Below are 15,359 nucleotides of genomic sequence, written 5' to 3'. Positions count from 1 at the left end.
TGTATACCAGAAACACACTCTCACAAGCCAGTGCCCAGAGATCCAGGTCATTTGTGTCAGCTACTGTGTGCGAGGTTACCGGATTGATCCTTTCCGGGAAACGGAACAAGCCGCTTGGCGTCTTCGTCCCACAGTTTCAGGTTCAAAGCCGCGACAGCCTCGGGGAATTTGATCCGGCGGGGCGTGAATTCGGGCGGTAGGTTATAGTGGCATGCACGCAGCCGATAAGACGGAATGCGCGCATTGAAATGATGGATGTCGTGCAGCGTGATGCAGGCAACCGCATTGTCGAACCACCACCCAAAATCCAGCGCCGATGATCCCTGTAGCGCGGCCAGTTGCGGGTCCAGATCCGGACGACGGTCCCAGTATGTGTCTTCGAAATTGTGCTGCAGATAGACAAGAAAAACACCTAGCATCCCACCCAAAAGCGAAAATACCAACCAGACCAGAATACCCGTGGTGCCGGCGATCAAAAACAGAAGGCCAAGAAAGACGGTGATCGACAAGTTGTGTAGCAATACACCCCTCACGCCAAACCTAACCGTGTTCTTGGGCCACCGATAGCGGATGAAATACGTGAACAGCGCCCCAGCCGGAACCAGGATGAATGGATTTCGGTAGAGCCTGTAAAACAAGCGCCCTTTCCAATCTGCCTTGTTCCATTCCCGCACGGTCATCGTGTGGATTTCACCCGTCTCGCGGTGCTCGAGATTGCCGATACCGGCGTGGTGCAGGTTATGGTTTTGCTTCATCACCTCGAACGGAGCAAAGGTGAATGGTGAAAGTCCATGACCGGCCCATTCATTCTGCGCGCGCGTTTCAAACAGTGAGTGATGCCCACAATCGTGCTGAAGCACGTAAAGGCGCACTGCCGAAAAGGCAAAGATGATCCCGGCGGGAATCATGACATACCAGCGATCCACATAGATGATCGCCAGCGCCAGCGATGTGAAATACATCGCGAAAGTCCCAAAATAGCTCAGCGCGGCCAATCTGTTGTCCTGAACCGCGTATTGCCGAGTGTATTCCCTCAGATCCATCCAGCCGCTCCTCACGTTGGTCAGGTCCAATGGTTGTCAAAAACTGGTGCGGAAGCTCCGCGTGAAATTACGCGCACACAAAAACAGATGCACGCCAGTGAATGCTAGCGCGGGGAATTGGGGCTGTCACGCCCCTCAGCCGAAAATGCTGAAAATTGGCGCAGTTACGCGCGGCCCTTGAGATGTTTGGCCAAGGCGCCCGCGTTTTTCTTACGGCGTCCCTTGTACGGATTCTTGTCCCCCTGCCCGCGCAAAGTCAGGCGGATCGGAGTACCGGGCATGTCAAAAGATTCGCGCAGACCGTTGACCAGATACCGGGTGTAACTGGCTGGCATCTTGTCAGGGTGCGAACACATGACGACAAAGCCCGGCGGGCGGGTTTTGACCTGAGTCATATACCGCAGCTTGATCCGACGACCCTGCGGGGCTGGCGGCGGGTGCTGCTCCAACATGGCTGTCAGCCAGCGGTTCAACGCGGCCGTCGGCACACGGCGGTTCCAAATGTCATGAGCCCGCAGAATAGCGGCACGCAACCGTTCCAGACCCCGGCCTGTCTTTGCCGAGACCGTCACCAGCGGTGCGCCACGCAGTTGCGGCAGCAAACGTTCGAACGACTCTTTCAGATCCCGCAGCTTTTCTTGTTTGTCTTCTTCGATGTCCCATTTGTTGATGGCGACAACAACGGCGCGACCCTCGCGCTCGGCCAGATCGGCAATACGCAGGTCCTGCTGTTCGAAGGGGATGGCGGCGTCCAGCAGAACCACCACTACTTCAGCAAATTTCACAGCACGCAGACCATCCGAGACTGAAAGCTTTTCAAGCTTTTCCTGCACCTTGGCTTTTTTACGCATACCGGCCGTATCAAAGATACGCATTGGCGTGCTGTCCCCGTCCGGGTCGGCCCAGTCGATCCGCAGACTGATGGCATCGCGCGTAATACCAGCCTCTGGCCCGGTCAGCAGGCGGTCTTCGCCAATGATCTTGTTGATCAATGTGGATTTACCGGCATTCGGGCGGCCAACAACTGCCACCTGCAACGGCTTTTCAGCGGTGATCAGGGGCGTCTCGCCCTCGCCGTCCTCATCCAGTTCAATATCGGTTTCCGGTGCATCCTCGACCGCCTGTTCTTCGGCGGCATCGGCCAAGGGCATAAGCTGGGAATAAAGATCAGTCATTCCTTCGCCATGTTCGCCCGACAGGCGCACCGGCTCACCCAGACCAAGGTTATAGGCTTCAAGCACACCGGCATCCGCTGCGTTTCCTTCGGCTTTGTTGGCCGCAAGGATCACGTGTTTGGAACGTTTGCGCAGAATTTCGGCAAACAATTCGTCGGTCGGCGTGACCCCGACGCGCGCGTCAATCATGAACAGACAGACATCTGCCATGTCTACCGCACGCTCGGTCAGGCGGCGCATGCGGCCCTCAAGGCTGTCGTCGGTTGCGTCCTCAAGCCCCGCAGTGTCGATCACGGTAAAGCGCAGATCCCCCAGACGCCCCGGGCCTTCGCGCAGGTCGCGCGTCACGCCGGGCTGGTCGTCGACCAAAGCCAGACGTTTGCCCACAAGGCGATTGAACAGGGTGGATTTGCCCACATTCGGGCGCCCCACGATGGCGAGGGTCAGCGACATGATACTCAACTTTCAAGACTCAGACGCGCCCTTTAGCGCATCTTGTGGTCAACGGAAAGCGTACAAATCACCTTTGGTCGACACGACGTACAGTGTTTGACCCGCCACAACCGGTGCCGTGGTCGCGCCACCCGGCACTTCGACACGGTTCACCAGTGCTCCGTCAACAGGGCTGAAGAACCGAACATAGCCATCGTTCGAGGCGATAACGATGCGCCCACCCGCTATGATCGGACCATAATGCGCGTAGACTGGGCCCCGGCGTCCCGGCTTATCCTTGACAAAACCCGGCAGGTCCTGCGCCCAGACAATCGCTCCGGTCGCAGCGTCCAATCGGACCAGTTGGCTGCGGTCGCTGATCAGGAAAATACTGTTGCCAGCGGCCCAGACCGTATCGACGGCCCCCTCGTCTGCGGTCCATATCCGTTCGCCGGAATTGGCGTCAAACGCGACTGTGCGCCCTGAATGGTTGCCGATATAGATCTTATCGCCCGCAACCATTGGTCCACCAGTTACATCGACGATCTGCGCCGCCGCACGTCCGCGACGTCCCCCGGCCACTGATGCGTTCCAGCGGCGAATACCCCCTCGACGGAACGTCGCTGCGACATCACCCGAGCCAAAGGCGAACACGGAAAAATCGGATGCAATGACTGGCGCCGGCGCACCCAGAACGTTTCCAACGCTTGGGGTGCCCTGAATTTGCCAGGCAATCCGGCCGTCCTTGGTGTTGACCGCCCAACCGGTTTCGTCACCCGCCACCAGATACAGCAGACCGTTACTGACCAAAGGCGCGCCGCTACCGGTCGCGTTCAACCTTTTTTGCCAACGAACTGCACCGGTTTTGGCATCCAGCGCTGTCAGGCGGCCATAACCGGAAGACACATAAAGCACACCGTTGTCATAGGCCATGCCACCACCCGTGGCATCCGAGTCGCCATCACTTGGCGGAATAAGATCGGTGTTCCAAACAACCTGCCCTTGCGGCGACACGGCAGACACCGTTGCGCCGGCATCAAGCGTATAGATCAACCCGCCCGCAACAACGGGATCAGCCGTGATCCGCTGCTTGCGCGAGTCACCCTGACCGATTGATGCGGACCAGATGCGCTGCGGCGTTGCCCGCAATTGTGCATTGGTCGTCCGGAACGCAGCCGTACCCGGGCTTTGCGGCCAACTCGCGTTGGCTCTTTGCGCCGGAAGGCTGATCGATTTTGAGCCCCGAGTTTCCACCGTTTCGGTATCGGCAGTGGGCCGGATATCTTCTCGCGGCCCCGGCAAGATAACCTCGGGTTCCCGGCAGGCGGCGACCAGGGTCAATGAAAGGGCTGCCATCGGCAATCCAATACGGGAGAATAGACTTGCTACCATGATGTTCCGAACTCGCCTGTAAGTTTTCCTGCCGCCACCGGATCAGCCCTGTTGGGCGATCAGCGGCTCTGGTTCGCCACCCAGCGCTACAATCAACTGAGCCGCACGCTGTTGCTGATCCACGCCAACTTCTGCGTCCTGACGCAAGGCCTGAAGCCGCGTGATGGCCGCGTCAACATTGCCCTCGGACACATCAATCAAGGCCAACTGTTCTTCGGCCAGCAACCGCAGCGGAGCACCCGGTGCAGCCAGCGCTTCGAACTGAAGACGGCGATCGGCTGCAGGCAGAGTGTCGCTCTGCAGCAGCAGCGCCTTGAAAGCCGCGATCGCGCGATAGATTTCCGGCAGATCCCCTTGGGACGCAATGGCATTCAGGCTGGCGACCGCATCCTGTTCCGATCCGGCCTCAAACTGAGACGCCGACAACAGCATGTTAAGAACCGCATCCCCACCCGGAGATTGTGTTTCGACGGCGGCAAGACTGGCGGCACGGTCTTCCGACTGATTCTGTGCCAGCGCTGCCAGGATTGAATCACCTAAATCCTGCGCCTGACTGGTTGCGCGCGACTTTCGGACTTCATTGAACGCAGCACCGCCCACGATCAGGACAACCACAAGCACACCGACCCAACCCCATCTGCGCAATAGCAAGAACAGGCGGTCCCGGCGCACCTCTTCGGTCACCTCATCAATAAAACTGTCGACGTCGCTCATCCCTGCCTCCGGGGCTGCATCCTTGGTGTATGGCGCCATGTCATACCCCGGCGCAATCGCCAAGCCAAGAGCCCGATTTTTTACAATCCCACCGGTGGCCTGCCCTCTTGTAGAAAAAAATAAACCGAACTATTCAGTTTAGTGTGGAAACGATACATAATCGTCCCCACTTTCTAGCATGACCGCAAAAAATATGTGGCGCAGAATTCTGGGAGTAGTCCTGCATGCGATTGATTTCATTAGTAAACGCCGCTTTGGTTATTGTTGTTTTGTTTTTTTTGGTTTTCGAACGGGACAGCCTGTTCTCTTTCGCCGGGCGCGCGGAAGCCGAGGCCAGCCCTGAGGCTGCCAGCGAATCTGGCGAAGTCGCGGACGTGGATCAGGCGACGATTGGCGTCGTTGCCGTTAGGTCAACTGCACGTGAAATTGACAGCGCCGTGTTGTTGCGGGGCCAGACCAAGGCCAATCGTCAGGTCGAAGTACTGGCCGAAACTACATCGACCGTCATCTCAGAGCCTAAGCGCAAAGGCACGTTCGTCGAAGCCGGCGATCTTCTGTGCGAGCTTGACCCAGGCACCCGCCCCGCCAGTCTGGCCGAAGCGAAGGCTGCCAAGTTAGAAGCCCAAAGCCGCATTCCAGAAGCCGAAGCCCGCCTGGAAGAAGCACATGCGCGTGTCGCCGAGGCCGAGATCAACCTGACGGCTGCGAATAAACTGTCTGACTCCGGGTTTGGATCTGAGACACGCAGAATCTCAAGCGAGGCGGCGATGAGAACCGCTGAGGCTGGTATTAAGACCGCTGAAGCCGGTCTTGAGGCCACCCGCGCCGGAATCGAAGCCGCAACCGCAGAGGTCAAAGCCGCGGAACGCGAAATCGACCGCCAGACCATCACAGCACCCTTCAAAGGATTGCTGGAAAGCGACACCGCAGAATTGGGCAGCCTGATGCAGCCCGGTGCGCTATGCGCGACCGTTATCCAACTGGACCCGATCAAGCTGGTGGGTTTTGTGCCGGAAACCGAGGTTAACCGCATCATTGTCGGTTCCGAAGCCACCGCGCAGTTGGTCACTGGCCTGCAGGTTTCTGGTCGTGTGACATTCCTGAGCCGCTCGGCCGATGAAACAACCCGCACGTTCGAAGTCGAAATCACTGTTCCGAACCCGGAACTGGCCATTCGGGACGGCCAAACCGCCGACATCCGCATTTCGGCCGCCGGGGCCAAGGCGCATTTCCTGCCGCAATCAGCACTGACGCTGAGCAATAACGGTCAACTCGGTGTCCGCACCATTGGCCAGAGCAACGTGGTCGATTTCCAGCCCGTCGTTCTTCTGCGTGATACTGCCGAAGGCGTTTGGGTCGGTGGCCTGCCGGAAACTGTGGACATCATCGTCATCGGGCAAGAGTTCGTAACCCGCGGTGTCACAGTTGAACCCACATATCGGGAAGCTTCGAAATGACCGGAATCGTCAGTTGGGCCGCCGGCCGGGCCAGAATGGTTCTGGCCTTCATCGCCATCTCATTGGTGATTGGCGGCTTTGCCTATGTCAGCCTGCCGAAAGAAGGCGAGCCCGACATTGAAATCCCTGCCCTGTTTGTCTCAGTTCAGTTTCCGGGCATCTCAGCCGAGGATTCGGAAAATCTGTTGGTCAAACCAATGGAGACCGAGCTTGCGGACCTTGATGGGCTGAAAGAGATGACCTCGACCGCCGCCGAAGGGTATGCGGGCGTGGCGCTGGAGTTCGATTTCGGCTGGGACAAGACCGCGATCATGGCTGATGTGCGCGACGCGATGAACAGCGCGCAAGCCGAATTCCCCGACGGGGCCGAGCAATACTCGCTGACCGAGATCAATTTCTCAGAATTCCCCATCGTTATCGTCAACCTGACGGGTGCAGTCCCCGAGCGCACTATGGCGCGGGTCGCCAAGGCTTTGCAGGACGACCTTGAAGCGATGGATTCGGTGCTCGAAGCCGGTATCGCGGGAAACCGCGACGAACTGCTTGAGGTCATTATCGATCCCCTTCGGCTTGAGGCGTATAACGTCACCGCCGCCGAGCTCATCGATGTGGTGCGCAACAACAATCAGCTGATCGCTGCCGGTGAGGTTGAAACCGCACAGGGCACATTCTCGGTCAAGATCCCCTCTTCCTTCAAAACCGCGCAGGATGTTTATGGCCTGCCGGTCAAAGTGAACGGCGACCGGGTCGTCACCCTAGGGGAATTGGCGCAGATCAACTATACCTTTGAAGACCGCGAAGGCACCGCCCGTTTCAACGGCGAGCAAACCGTCGCGCTGCAGGTGGTCAAGCGCAAGGGCTACAACCTGATCGACACAGTCGAGGGCGTGAAACAAACCATTGCCGCTGCACAGGCCAAATGGCCACCCGAGATGCAGGCCGCAATCCAGCTGGGCACCTCGAACGACCAAAGCCGCATCGTCGGGTCGATGGTCAGCCAGTTGGAAGGCTCGGTTCTGACGGCCATCGCACTGGTGATGATCGTTGTTCTGGCCTCTTTGGGCACACGCGCGGCATTGCTGGTGGGTTTTGCGATCCCGACCTCATTCCTACTGTGTTTTGCGTTCCTGGCAGTCATGGGCATCAGCATCTCGAACATCGTGATGTTCGGCCTGATCCTTGCGGTTGGTATGCTCGTCGACGGGGCCATTGTTGTCGTGGAATACGCGGACCGGCGTATTAAAGAGGGCGTTGGCCCGATGCACGCCTATGTCGAGGCTGCGCAGCGTATGTTCTGGCCTATCGTGTCATCCACAGCCACAACCCTATGTGCCTTCCTGCCGATGCTGTTTTGGCCGGGTGTCCCGGGTGAGTTCATGGGCATGCTGCCTGTCACGCTGATCTTCGTTCTGTCCGCTTCGTTGATCGTTGCACTGATCTATCTGCCTGTCATGGGTGGTGTTTCAGGCCGCCTGAGCCGGATTTTTGACCGCACATCCGACTGGCTGCGCGCGCGCACCCGGTGGTGGGTTCGCGCGGTTATGGTGCCGCCATCGCTGTACCTGATTTTCCTTGGTGCGATGCAACTGCTGAATCCGACCTATCTGTTGCCCGAAGGCGCATTTGGAGCAGTTCTGCTTGGTGCCTTCCTGTTCATTTTTGGAGCATTTGCTGGTTCTGTTACGTTGAGTGCCGCCAAAATAGAACGCGCACCCGATCAGCATGTGCATACAGCACGCGAACACACACCCTTTGGCTATGTCATCAAGTTCCTCGTCGGCAACCCAATCATGCCGATTGTTTCGATTGTCGTAATAGGCTTCGCCGTGATGTCAGTCATGACCGCATTTGGGAACAACAATCGGGGTGTAGAATTCTTCGTCGAAAGCGAACCCGAGCAAGCCACGGCCTATGTTCGTGCACGCGGCAACATATCGCTGATCGAAAAGGACCAGATGGTACTGGCAGCCGAAGAAATTATCAGCGCACATCCCGCAGTCGTGAACGTGTTTTCCTTTGCCGGAGAAGGCGGGCTGAACCAAAATAATGGAGGTGCGCAGGCACCGGCAGACACTGTCGGTCGCGTCCAGTTCGAAATCATCCCGTGGGAAGATCGACCCAACGTGTCCGAACCGATCTTCGGCGGGTTGATCGATCGTGAAACGGTTGCCCCGGAATATGACGGTGACTTCGTGCTCGATCAGTTGAACGCCGAACTTGCGAAAATTCCGGGCTTCATCGTGGAAATCCTACCGCTGGAACAAGGCCCGGCCTCGGCCAAGCCCGTTCATTTGCGCATCAAGGCGGATGGCTGGGAAGAACTGACCTCAGCCACTGTTGCGGCCCGTAAAATGTTCGATGAAACACCCGGCCTGATCAAGATCGAAGACACCCTGCCCTTGCCCGGCATCGACTGGCAGATCGACGTGGATGTTGCCAAAGCGGGTCGTTTCGGCGCAGATGTGGCAACCGTCGGCGCGATGGTGCAACTGGTCACGCGCGGGCTGCTGCTGGGCGAAATGCGCCCCGACAGCGTGGACGAGGAAATCGAAATCCGCGTTCGCCTGCCCGACGAAGATCGGGTTTTGTCGACACTGGATACGCTCAAAGTGCGAACGCCTGATGGGCTGGTGCCTTTGTCGAACTTTGTCACCCGCAAGCCAGTGGCCAAACTGGCCGAGATCAACCGGATCAACCAGCAGCGCTATTACGATGTGAAGGCCGACGTTGAGCCGGGTCTGAGCAAAGTTGTGATAGATAACGCAGACGGCGCGGAACAGCGGCTGGCCGTTGTGCGCGGCGTCGTGGAAGGCACAGAACCCACAGGTGCGATCTTCACTGGACCGACCGGCAGCAATTTCGAGCTTGTCAAGTTGACTGGTGCAGAAGATGTCGATGCAGTGCGCGCCGATCTGGAATCTGGAAACGCCCGGATTAGCCTGATCAATGCCAACGAACGCATTGCAGTGCTGACCGAGTGGCTTGAAACCAATCCCTTCGGCAGCACCGTCAGTTGGGAATGGACCGGCGATCAGGAAGATCAGGCAGAAAGCCAGGCTTTCCTTTCCAGCGCTTTCTTGGCTGCTTTAGGCCTGATGTTTGTGATCCTGCTGGCGCAATTCAACTCGTTCTACAACTCGGTGCTTGTTCTGCTGGCCGTTGTGCTTTCGACCACCGGCGTTCTGATCGGGATGATGGTCATGCAGCAACCGTTCTCGATCATCATGACCGGTACAGGGATTGTGGCCTTGGCAGGGATTGTGGTGAACAACAACATAGTTCTGATCGATACATATCAGGAATATAGCCGATATATGCCCCGAATCGAGGCGATCATCCGCACGGCTGAAGCGCGTATCCGGCCGGTTCTACTGACCACCTTGACCACGATGGCCGGTCTGACGCCGATGATGTTCGGATTGTCGCTGGACTTCATCAATGGCGGCTATTCCATCGACAGCCCAACTGCGCTGTGGTGGAAACAGCTGGCTACGGCGGTTGTGTTCGGGCTTGGTATTGCAACGGTTCTGACCCTGATCGTGACGCCATCGTTCCTGGCCCTGCGGGTGTGGTTCACCACCTATGCGGTATGGCTGGCCAAGGCGATAGCTCGGGCCACTGCAGGCCGTTCCAGCCAAATCGCCCAGGATATGGCCGTTGGTCACGCTGCCCGTCAGGTACAGGCCACCGAGGTTGTCTGGGGTGATGAAACACCCGCCGCACCTGCACCGGATGCAGACAAGGATGAGCGTCCCGATCACCCACCAACATCGCCCCTCAAGGCGGCTGAGTAACACAAATGGCGAACCCCAGGGTTCGCCATTATTCTTTTCTAAGACTTAGTCGGTGAATACATATTCACCCAAATCACACAGATTCAGGCCGAAGTCTTCCGCCGACGACCCATCGTCGAACGCCCCCCGAATATCGTAGATACATGTGGTCAGACCATCCGCGATGACAACATCGATTTCGTAGTCGGGCGCGACATAGCCACCGCTCAGCAGGTTCCCCTCCCAGCTGCCGGAAGATGCAGGTGAGACATTGAACTCGACCAGATCCGCGCTGGAGTCATTCACAACCAGAAATTCAAGATCCTCGGCAAATGCCGAAGTCGCCATAAGAACAGTTGCGGCCAAGGCTGCTGCTGCACGCATTTTCATTAGATATTCCTTTGATTAAGGTCCGGCCAAAGAACCTGGCACCGTGACTTTAGGTGATTTGTCACCAAGGAAAATGAACGTCAAATTAAACTTGGAGGAATGAACGCATTTTTGCAGTGTAGTTCTACCTGGTCTCTGGAATTACACAGGTGACCGGATCAGGCTGCGTCCGCTTGCTGACGACTCCAGAGCTGCGCGTAACGGCCCTCGCGCTGCAAAAGCTGGTCATGGGTGCCTTGTTCAAGGATTTCACCGCGTTCCAGAACGACAATGCGGTCCGCTTCGGCAATGGTGCTAAGGCGGTGCGCGATCGTCAGCACGGTCCGTCCCTCACCAGCCCGTGCCAATGCGTCCTTGATGTCCTGTTCGGTATCTGTGTCCAGCGCCGAAGTCGCCTCGTCCAAAAGCAGGATCGGCGGATTCTTCAGAAGGGTACGCGCAATGCCCACCCGTTGTTTCTCGCCACCCGACAGCTTCAGGCCCCGCTCTCCAACCGTGGTGTCATAGCCTTCTGGCAACGTCACGATAAAGTCGTGGATCTGCGCAGCTTTGGCAGCTGCTTCGACTTCTTCCTGCGTGGCCCCGTCCCGGCCATAAGCGATGTTGTAGCGGATGGTATCATTAAACAGCACTGTGTCCTGCGGCACGACACCGATGGCTGAGTGCAGGCTGTTCAGGGTCACATCGCGCACGTCCTGCCCGTCGATCTTCAACGCGCCCCCGGTGACATCGTAGAACCGGAACAGCAAGCGACCTATCGTTGACTTACCCGAACCTGTGGCACCGACAATTGCAACAGTCTGGCCAGCAGGTACCGTCAGCGACACACCTTTGAGGATCTCGCGGTCCGCATCATAGCCAAAGCGCACATTGTCCAATGTCACCTCACCACCACTGACCACCAGATCTGGCGCGCCGGGCTTGTCCTGTACCTCGGTCGGTTGTTCCAACAGGTCGAACATCTGCCCCATATCCACCAGCGATTGGCGGATTTCCCGGTAGACGGTGCCCAGAAAGTTCAGCGGCACGGTGATCTGGATCATATAGGCGTTGACCATGACGAAATCGCCGACGGTCAGCGTACCCTGCTGCACCCCCATGGCCGCAAGAACCATCACGCCGATCAGCCCGCAGGTGATCAGAAGGGACTGACCAAAATTCAGGAAGGCCAGCGAATACGCCGTCTTAAGCGCTGCCCCGGCATAGGCCTTCATCGACACGTCGTACCGTGCCGCCTCGCGCGATTCAGCATTAAAATACTTGACGGTTTCGAAATTCAGCAGGCTGTCGATGGCGCGTTGGTTGGCCTCAGTATCCTGATCGTTCATCTCGCGGCGCAGCTTCACGCGCCATTCGGTCACCGCAAAGGTAAACCAGATGTACAGCGCGATGGTGACAGCAACGACAACCAGATACCAGACGTCGAACAGCCACATCAGAATGATCGCGACCAGCAGCAGTTCCAGGATCAACGGACCGATGGAAAACAGCAAAAAGCGCAGCAGGAATTCCACACCTTTCACACCACGCTCGATGATCCGGCTCAGCCCCCCGGTGCGGCGCGTTACGTGGTAGCGCATGGACAGCTGGTGGATGTGCTGGAAGGTCTCCAATGCCAGTGCGCGCAAGGCCCGCTGCCCTACCGGGGCAAAGGCCGCATCGCGTAACTGCTGGAAACCAACGGTCATCATACGCGCAACGCCATAGGCCACGGTAAGGCCAACAGCGCCCAACGCCAGTGGCGGAACACCCTCGCCCGCCAGCCCATCGACCGCGCCTTTATAAAGGATAGGGGTATAGACGGCGATCAGCTTGGCCAGAACCAGCATGCCCATGGCCAGAACGACGCGTCGTTTTACCCAAGGCTCATCCTCGGGCCACATATAAGGCGCAACCTTCCGGATCGTGCGCCAGCCAGAGCGGCGGTCGTCGGGCGTGGGCGTATCGGCTGAGGTCATTGGCGCTGCTCGTCTCATCACGTACCTGATCTGCGGTCAGAGATAGACCGCTGGCCCACCAAGGGCCAGCAGCAATAGTTCATTCCGGGATGGTGAATATCTGACCGGGATATATCAAATCAGGATCGCGGATCGCGTCGCGATTGGCCTCGAACAATTTCACGTAAAGGATACCATCGCCGAACCGGTCGCGCGAAATGGCCCAAAGCGTGTCGCCTTCCTGCACGGTGACCGCCCGGATCGGGGGCGCATCTGGTTCGCCCTCGGGCGCATCATTGGCCTCTGCCGCGCGCAGTACTTCCAGCGGTTCGCGTTTGAACGGCGTTTCCAGCCGGCTGACCACGGTGCCGTCCGAGGCGATTTCATCGACGCGCAAGGTATAGATGCCGGGATCAATTCCCTCGAGTTCGCTGCGCCATTTACCATCATCAACCGGTGACAGATCATCGACAAGCTGGTTGTCCAGATACAGTCGAACCGCAGACCCGTCTGGGACCCGGCCGGTAAGCTCTACGTCGCCAACGTCGGAATAGCCGATCGTGTCCAAAGCCACCTCGTCCGAGGCGTTGGGTTCGGCAGTTGGAGACTGAACCAGCTCAACCCCGTCTTCGCCGGAACGCAGAATGGCAACTTGTTGATTTTCATCGCCTTCTGCAGTGGTTTCTTGTGCCGTCTCCTGGGGTTGATCCGCAGACGGTTCCGCAGTTGCATCCGCCGTTTCAACATCACCTGTGGTTGTCGCTTCATCTGTTGGCTCTGACGAGGATGTGTTTTGCGTCTCTGCCGATCCATCATTGGTGGGCGCGGCGTCACCTGTTTCGGCGGCAGCGATCTGCTCGGTCGTCGGTTCCGGTTCAGGCAAGGCTGCAATCAAATAGTCGTCGGAACGAACGGGTTGATCCTCGCCCGCAGTTTCCAGCGTAAGCCCGCGTGCATCGTCTGAGAATGGGATCGAAAGGAACTCGGCAAACTGACCGGTGTTGTCGACGGTAAAGCTGTGCACTTGCTCACCATCCAGCAAGACACGAACATCCGTGCCTGGCTCTGCATTGCCGGAAAGAACAGTATTGCCGTCGGGCTCAACAAAGATCTGGTCCAGAGTCGGTGGCGCGACACCCGGGTCGGCCTCAGCCGTTTCCGTCGCTGGTGCGGTCGCGGAATCAGACGGATCAGCGGTTTCCGGTTCGTCAATTGCTGTGCTCTGATCCTCGGACGGGGTGGAAACCGAACTGGCCTCTTCCGTGGTTTGGACGGCGGTGTCTTGCTGCGGTGAAGCTTCCTGAGGACCCGTCCCGAAGACGCCGGACAGGTACAACCCGCCCGCCCCGACCAATGCAACGATGCCGGCAATCACCCCCCAGATGAAAGTACCGGAGCTTTCGCTTCCCGACTTGGAGTTCATTCTTTTCCTTTCGCTCCGCAGCGCAAGTGCTTTGAGTAAAACACATTCTGCCTAACGGTTGAGCCAATCTATCAATCCCGCTATCACGGGTCAAAACACCATATACAAGCCCGGAGAAGCCATCCCATGTCTCAGAAATCTGTCTGTGTGTATTGCGGGTCACGAAATGGCGCGAATCCGGCCTATTCCGACGCCGCGCAACACTTCGGAACCCTTTTGGCCGAAGAAGGCTGGCGGCTGGTTTACGGGGCCGGGGATGTGGGGCTAATGGGTGAGGTCGCGAGGGCCGCGCAAGCCGCCGGTGGTGACACGTTCGGCGTCATCCCAGTGCACCTTCTGCAACGCGAAGTCGGCAAAACGGACCTGACCCGTTTCGTGGTCACCGAGACGATGCACGAGCGCAAGAAGGTCATGATCATGAACGCCGATGCGGTTATTGTCCTGCCCGGCGGTCCGGGGTCGCTGGATGAGCTCTTCGAGGCGCTCACCTGGCGGCAACTGGGCCTGCACGACAAGCCCATTCTGGTCATGAATGTGGATGGCTATTGGGATACGCTGCACGAGCTGTTGCAACAGGTCATCGGCCAAGGCTTTGCAGACGCATCGTTGTCGGATTTCATCACATGGGTCGATGGACCGGAGGCTGCAATGTCAACGCTTAGGAAAGTTCTTACTTAGGCTGTCCGGTATACGGGCGGTCAGGGCCGCCCGTTTGTTTCCGCCAAATTCAAGTCGCAGGGGCAAGGCGCTGTCGCAACACCTGTTCAACTTTATGCAGCGGGTGATTGGTCAGCGTTTTATCCACCTCGGCAACCACTTTGCCCAGCACTTCGCTGTGCAACCGTCGACGCAGCAACCCCAGAACATGCGGGCTGGCCACCAGGACCAATCGTTTATAGGCCCCTTTCAAACCCTTACGGTTCAACAGGTTGGCGACATCCTGCACGAACAGGGATTTCGCATGGGTTTTCCATTTGCTCTCTTCCACAGCCGATTTCTGATGCGGCGCAGTGTCAAAACGACGACCGGCCCGGTCCGAGGGCTTGGCCCTTGGTCCGTCGCTTTCTTCTACGGATACGACAACCAGATTGGGATCTTCGGCGTCGGTGATATTCTCCATGAACAGCGCCTTTTCCCCGTCAGCGATGACAACCCATGTTCCCTGTGAAAGTTCGACCATTGTGTTCTCCTGTAATGGCGTTTTTTTGGCCATCCCTCATGCGTCAGGCACAGCTTACCCGAGACGCGCCGAAGTCTTTCAGCGCGTTGCCTGACCGTTTTCTTAGTGATTTGCGGCTCTCTCCCTCCGCATACTTTAGCTAGGTATTGCGGGACGGCGTACAATAGGTCTCAATTCGAAAGTTGACGTGTAGGCAGGTTTTCTCCTGCGGCGGAGTTGCAGGGTCACGTCGGTAACGTCGAATGGCCTTTTTTGCAGAAGTCAGCTTTGCGGGACAAATGGCGGGAAGTAGAGAGCGGCAGCAACACATGAACAGTTCACAATAAGGAGCGACTGATGTCTGCTATGCGAACAAAGCTGCCATTGGTCATTTGCATTCAAAAGCCGCTCTGGTTGTAGTGCGGAACTTCGGCAAGTTTATGGGACACAGGCAAACAACCTAG

At 57.7% G+C, this 15,359-nt stretch carries 11 protein-coding genes; 3 read left to right on the top strand and 8 right to left on the bottom strand.

Translation table 11 applies throughout. The features are described from left to right. Positions 1-56 precede the first annotated feature (56 nt). From AC2FLA_RS12075 to AC2FLA_RS12060, 4 genes are all read right to left on the bottom strand, one after another. On the bottom strand, positions 57-1,043 hold the full coding sequence (locus tag AC2FLA_RS12075; RefSeq protein WP_496722464.1) for a fatty acid desaturase: 987 nt from the start codon (positions 1,041-1,043) through the stop codon (positions 57-59). 164 nt (positions 1,044-1,207) lie between these two features. Beyond that, entirely contained in the window at positions 1,208-2,671 is a 1,464-nt protein-coding gene (der, locus tag AC2FLA_RS12070; protein WP_496722462.1) for a ribosome biogenesis GTPase Der, read from the bottom strand. A gap of 48 nt (positions 2,672-2,719) precedes the next feature. Beyond that, positions 2,720-4,042 carry an outer membrane protein assembly factor BamB family protein gene (locus AC2FLA_RS12065; RefSeq protein WP_496722460.1) on the bottom strand — a complete coding sequence of 441 codons (1,323 nt, stop codon included), beginning with the start codon at positions 4,040-4,042 and terminating at the stop codon, positions 2,720-2,722. Positions 4,043-4,084: 42 nt separating this feature from the next. Next, complete coding sequence (locus AC2FLA_RS12060) at positions 4,085-4,756, bottom strand: hypothetical protein (RefSeq protein WP_496722459.1); 672 nt, start codon at positions 4,754-4,756, stop codon at positions 4,085-4,087. A 224-nt stretch (positions 4,757-4,980) separates the two neighbouring features. Between AC2FLA_RS12060 and AC2FLA_RS12055 the strand changes: the two genes are divergently transcribed. Together AC2FLA_RS12055 and AC2FLA_RS12050 are read left to right on the top strand one after the other, a co-directional pair. Next, the gene (locus AC2FLA_RS12055) at positions 4,981-6,213 is read left to right on the top strand and encodes an efflux RND transporter periplasmic adaptor subunit (RefSeq protein ID WP_496722457.1); all 1,233 of its coding nucleotides are present in this window, start codon (positions 4,981-4,983) and stop codon (positions 6,211-6,213) included. After that, positions 6,210-10,007 carry an efflux RND transporter permease subunit gene (locus tag AC2FLA_RS12050; protein WP_496722455.1) on the top strand — a complete coding sequence of 1,266 codons (3,798 nt, stop codon included), beginning with the start codon at positions 6,210-6,212 and terminating at the stop codon, positions 10,005-10,007. The genes AC2FLA_RS12055 and AC2FLA_RS12050 overlap by 4 nt, the downstream gene beginning before the upstream one ends. A gap of 45 nt (positions 10,008-10,052) precedes the next feature. Here the strand turns inward: AC2FLA_RS12050 and AC2FLA_RS12045 are convergent, their stop codons facing one another. From AC2FLA_RS12045 to AC2FLA_RS12035, 3 genes are all read right to left on the bottom strand, one after another. Then, positions 10,053-10,376 carry a hypothetical protein gene (locus AC2FLA_RS12045; RefSeq protein WP_496722453.1) on the bottom strand — a complete coding sequence of 108 codons (324 nt, stop codon included), beginning with the start codon at positions 10,374-10,376 and terminating at the stop codon, positions 10,053-10,055. A 158-nt stretch (positions 10,377-10,534) separates the two neighbouring features. Further along, positions 10,535-12,334 (bottom strand): ABCB family ABC transporter ATP-binding protein/permease, encoded by a 1,800-nt coding sequence (locus AC2FLA_RS12040; RefSeq protein ID WP_496722451.1) that lies wholly within the window; start codon positions 12,332-12,334, stop codon positions 10,535-10,537. A 79-nt stretch (positions 12,335-12,413) separates the two neighbouring features. Continuing rightward, the gene (locus AC2FLA_RS12035) at positions 12,414-13,736 is read right to left on the bottom strand and encodes a LysM peptidoglycan-binding domain-containing protein (protein ID WP_496722450.1); all 1,323 of its coding nucleotides are present in this window, start codon (positions 13,734-13,736) and stop codon (positions 12,414-12,416) included. 126 nt (positions 13,737-13,862) lie between these two features. On the opposite strand from AC2FLA_RS12035, the gene AC2FLA_RS12030 reads away from it, so the two are divergent. Continuing rightward, entirely contained in the window at positions 13,863-14,414 is a 552-nt protein-coding gene (locus tag AC2FLA_RS12030) for an LOG family protein (protein WP_496722448.1), read from the top strand. Positions 14,415-14,463: 49 nt separating this feature from the next. Here the strand turns inward: AC2FLA_RS12030 and AC2FLA_RS12025 are convergent, their stop codons facing one another. Then, positions 14,464-14,916, bottom strand: a complete 453-nt coding sequence (locus AC2FLA_RS12025; protein WP_496722446.1) for a baeRF12 domain-containing protein — start codon at positions 14,914-14,916, stop codon at positions 14,464-14,466. Between the last annotated feature and the right edge of the window lie 443 nt (positions 14,917-15,359).

Source organism: Ruegeria sp. CDSA033 (assembly GCF_059612305.1).
This window is presented reverse-complemented; position numbering and strand designations above follow the sequence as displayed.

Bases quoted from the DNA above. Each gene is read 5' to 3' on its own strand.
- AC2FLA_RS12045 (WP_496722453.1), bottom strand. From the start codon at position 10,376: ATGAAAATGCGTGCAGCAGCAGCCTTGGCCGCAACTGTTCTTATGGCG.
- AC2FLA_RS12040 (WP_496722451.1), bottom strand. From the start codon at position 12,334: ATGACCTCAGCCGATACGCCCACGCCCGACGACCGCCGCTCTGGCTGG.
- AC2FLA_RS12055 (WP_496722457.1), top strand. From the start codon at position 4,981: ATGCGATTGATTTCATTAGTAAACGCCGCTTTGGTTATTGTTGTTTTG.
- AC2FLA_RS12050 (WP_496722455.1), top strand. From the start codon at position 6,210: ATGACCGGAATCGTCAGTTGGGCCGCCGGCCGGGCCAGAATGGTTCTG.
- AC2FLA_RS12030 (WP_496722448.1), top strand. From the start codon at position 13,863: ATGTCTCAGAAATCTGTCTGTGTGTATTGCGGGTCACGAAATGGCGCG.
- AC2FLA_RS12035 (WP_496722450.1), bottom strand. From the start codon at position 13,736: ATGAACTCCAAGTCGGGAAGCGAAAGCTCCGGTACTTTCATCTGGGGG.
- AC2FLA_RS12075 (WP_496722464.1), bottom strand. From the start codon at position 1,043: ATGGATCTGAGGGAATACACTCGGCAATACGCGGTTCAGGACAACAGA.
- AC2FLA_RS12025 (WP_496722446.1), bottom strand. From the start codon at position 14,916: ATGGTCGAACTTTCACAGGGAACATGGGTTGTCATCGCTGACGGGGAA.
- der (WP_496722462.1), bottom strand. From the start codon at position 2,671: ATGTCGCTGACCCTCGCCATCGTGGGGCGCCCGAATGTGGGCAAATCC.
- AC2FLA_RS12060 (WP_496722459.1), bottom strand. From the start codon at position 4,756: ATGAGCGACGTCGACAGTTTTATTGATGAGGTGACCGAAGAGGTGCGC.
- AC2FLA_RS12065 (WP_496722460.1), bottom strand. From the start codon at position 4,042: ATGGTAGCAAGTCTATTCTCCCGTATTGGATTGCCGATGGCAGCCCTT.